General features: G+C 76.4%; 4 protein-coding genes. 3 read left to right on the forward strand and 1 reads right to left on the reverse strand.

Features of this window, described 5'->3' with window-relative positions:
* The 3 genes from G3I41_RS13385 to G3I41_RS13395 all read left to right on the forward strand — a co-directional run.
* Nucleotides 1-499, forward strand: a 499-nt coding sequence (locus G3I41_RS13385) for a glycosyltransferase family 9 protein (RefSeq protein WP_164400437.1), incomplete at its 5' end; no start/stop codon positions are given.
* Entirely contained in the window at nucleotides 492-1,403 is a 912-nt protein-coding gene (locus tag G3I41_RS13390) for a glycosyltransferase (RefSeq protein WP_164400438.1), read from the forward strand. The genes G3I41_RS13385 and G3I41_RS13390, both read left to right, overlap by 8 nt.
* Nucleotides 1,400-2,317, forward strand: a complete 918-nt coding sequence (locus tag G3I41_RS13395) for a glycosyltransferase (protein WP_164400439.1) — start codon at nucleotides 1,400-1,402, stop codon at nucleotides 2,315-2,317. The genes G3I41_RS13390 and G3I41_RS13395 overlap by 4 nt, the downstream gene beginning before the upstream one ends.
* On the opposite strand, the gene G3I41_RS13400 is transcribed toward G3I41_RS13395, so the two are convergent.
* A complete protein-coding gene (locus tag G3I41_RS13400) occupies nucleotides 2,305-3,111 on the reverse strand; it encodes a SigB/SigF/SigG family RNA polymerase sigma factor (RefSeq protein ID WP_164400440.1) in 807 nt (268 codons plus the stop codon). The two genes, G3I41_RS13395 and G3I41_RS13400, sit on opposite strands and share 13 nt — an antisense overlap.
* Nucleotides 3,112-3,378: the final 267 nt, after the last annotated feature.

The raw sequence follows: 3,378 nt of genomic DNA on the forward strand, positions 1-3,378 counted from the left end.
GGTCCTCCACCCGGGCGCCGACGCCCCCGCGCGCCGCTGGCCCGCCGAGCGGTACGCGGCCGTCGCGACGGCGCTCCGGGACGCCGGACACCGCGTCGTCGTCAGCGGCGGCCCGGGCGAGGAGGAACTGTGCGCCGAGGTCGCCGGACGCGCCGGACTCGACCCCGCCGACGTGCTCGCGGGCACCCTCACCTTCGACGGCCTCTCCGCACTCGTCGCCCGCGCCGCGCTCCTCGTCAGCGGCGACACCGGACCGGCCCACCTCGCCTTCGCGCACGGCACCCGGTCCGTCACCCTGTTCGGCCCGGTCGCACCTTCGCTCTGGGGCCCGCCCCCGGACCGCCGGCACACCGCGCTCTGGCACCCGGGCCCGCCCGGCGACCCGCACGCCGCCACACCGGACCCGCTGCTCCTGCGCATCACCGTTGACGAGGTGCTGGGCAGCGCCCTGGCCGCCCTGTACCGGGGTGCGGCGGAGGAGGCGGCCGGGCATGGCTGAGGCCGCCCGCGGACCGGCCGAGGGGGAGGGCCGGACCACCGTCGCGATCATCACGCGCAACCGCCGCGAGAGCCTGGTCAGAACCCTGGACCGGCTGGCCGCCCTGCCGGAGAGACCGCCCGTCCTCGTGGTCGACAACGGATCGACGGACGGCACCGGCGAAGCGGTGCGCCGCCACCCCGGAGGTGCGCGGCTGCTCTCCCCGGGCCGCAACACCGGCGCCCTCGGCCGCAACCTGGCCGCGCGCCGGGCCACCACGCCCTATGTGGCCTTCAGCGACGACGACTCCTGGTGGGAGCCGGGTGCCCTCAAGAGCGCCGAAGCCCTCTTCGCCACCCATCCGAAGCTGGGCCTGCTGGCCTCCCGCGTTCTGGTGCATCCCACGGGCGAGCCGGACCCGCTCAACCGGGTGCTCGCCGCCTCGCCGCTCCCCGGCCGCGCGGACCTGCCCGGAACGCCGGTGCTGGGCTTCCTCGGGTGCGCGGCGGTCGTCCGCCGCTCCGCCTTCCTCGACGCGGGCGGCTACCACGGCCTCCTCTTCTTCGGCGCGGAGGAGACCCTGCTCGCGTACGACCTCACGGCCGCGGGCTGGGGAGTCGTCTACGAGCCCACCCTGGTCGCCCACCACGGACCCGAGCCGGGGGAACGGCCCGGCCGCACCGTCGCCGTCCTCCGCAACGCGCTCCTCACGGCCTGGCTGAGACGGCCCCTCCCGGTCGCCCTGCGCGAGACCGCCCGGCTGACCCGCGGCTGGGCCCGTGGCCGGCCCGGCGCCGGACCCGCCCTGCGCCAGGCCCTGGCACGGCTCCCCGCCGCCCTGCGCGGGCGCAGGAAGCTGCCGCCCTGGGTCGAGAGCCAGATCCGGCTCCTGGAGAGCGCCCCGCCGAACGGAGACGACCGATGAGCCCCGGCGCCCCACCCGCACCCGACCCCCGCGTCACCGTGGTGATCATCACGCACGGCCGCCGTGACGAGCTGCTGCGCACCCTGCGCCTGCTCGGCCGGCTTCCGGAGCGGCCTGCCGTCATCGTCACGGACAACGCCTCACCGGACGGCACGGCCGAGGCCGTCGCCCGGGACTTCCCGGACGTGCGGCTGCTCACCCCCGGCCGGAACCTGGGCGCCGTCGGCCGGAACCTCGCCGTCCAGCAGGTCCGCACGCCGTACGTGGCGTTCTGCGACGACGACACCTGGTGGGACCCGGGCGCCCTGCGGATCGCGGCCGACCGGCTCGACGCCCACGCGCGCCTGGCGGCCGTCACCGCGCGGATCGTCGTCGAGCCCGCCGGCGAGGACGACCCCGTGGTCGCCGAACTGCGCGACTCCCCGCTCACCGGCCCGTCATGGCTGCCCGGCCCCGCGATCGGCTCGTTCCTGGCGGCGGCGACCGTCATGCGCACCGAGGCGTTCCGCGAGGCGGGCGGCTTCCACCCGGGGCTCTGGCTCGGCGGCGAGGAGGAGCTGATGGCCACCGACCTCATGCGAGCGGGGTGGTGGCTCGCGTACGTCCCCGAGATGGTCATCCACCACGCCGCGTCCCCGGTCCGCGACAGCACCGCCCGGCGCGTCCTCGGACTGCGGAACACCCTCTGGTTCACCTGGCTGCGCCGCCCGGCCGGCTCCGCGCTCCGCCGCACCCTGTATCTGCTGGTCACCGTTCCCAGGGACCGGGCCTCGCTGCGCGCCTTCGCCCACGCCGCGCGGGGGCTGCCCTGGGTACTGCGCCGGCGCAGGCCCGTCCCACCGGACATCGAACGGCGGCTCGCCGCCCTGGAACGTGCCCAGCGGCAAGGGACGGCGCGGCGCTACGTCGGCTGACCGGCCGCCTCCTGGAGCGCCTGCCTGCGCACCTCCTCGCAGCACTGGGCGATCAGCCGGGAGACGTGCATCTGCGAGATGCCGAGCGCCTCGGCGATCCGGTCCTGCGTCATGTCGCGGAAGAACCGCAGGTAGAGGATGGTGCGCTCGCGTTCCGGCAGACGGCGCAGCCCCGGTTTCACGGCCTCCCGGTCGACCGCGACGTCCAGGGCGTGGTCGCACAGACCCAGGGTGTCGGCGAGGCACGACCCGTCCTCGGCCCTGGGCACCTCGGCGTCCAGCGACAGCGTGCGGTAGCTGTCCAGGGCCTCCAGACCGGCCCGTACGTCCTCGGCACAGAGCCCGGTCGCGGCCCCGATCTCCGCCTCGGTCGGCAGTCGTCCGCCCGGCGCCTGGGCGAGGTCGCGGCGGGCCACCCGCACCTGGTTGCGCAGGTCCTGGACCCGGCGCGGCACATGGACGTCCCAGGTGTGGTCCCGGAAGTGGCGCTTGAGCTCGCCGACCACCGTGGGGACGGCGTACGTCTCGAACGCCTTGCCGCGGGCCGGGTCGTACCGGTCCACCGCGTTGACGAGGCCGATCGCCGCCACCTGGCGCAGATCGTCCAGGGGCTCACCGCGGTCGCGGAACCGCGAGGCCAGCCGGTGGGCCATGGGGAGCCAGGCGCAGACGGTCGCGCGGCGCAGTTCGTCCTTCTCGGGGCCGTCGGGGAGGGCCCGCAGGCGGTGGAAGGACGCCGTTTCCGGCGGTGCGTCCCGGTGTCGCGCGGGGGCAGTCTCTCGGGCACCGGCCATGGTGTTCACTCCTCGGCGTCGCCTGTCAGGACCGCCGTGGGAGCCTCCGCCGGACAGGCGGCACCCGGAGCGGAGCTCCCACGGGCGCGCCTCTTGTCCGAAGCACCCTTGGCCCATTCCCGTGCCGGGCCGTCTCAAACACGCGCGCGGTCGCTTCCCGGATCAGGCGACCGGCGTCAGCGCGGCCACGGACGCCGGAGCCGCCGCTGGCTCCTGGGGCGGGACGGACCGGTCCGCCCCGGCCGGCTTCCGGGCCACCGCGCGGCC

This window comes from Streptomyces sp. SID9727 (genome assembly GCF_010550605.1).
Lineage (GTDB): Bacteria > Actinomycetota > Actinomycetes > Streptomycetales > Streptomycetaceae > Streptomyces.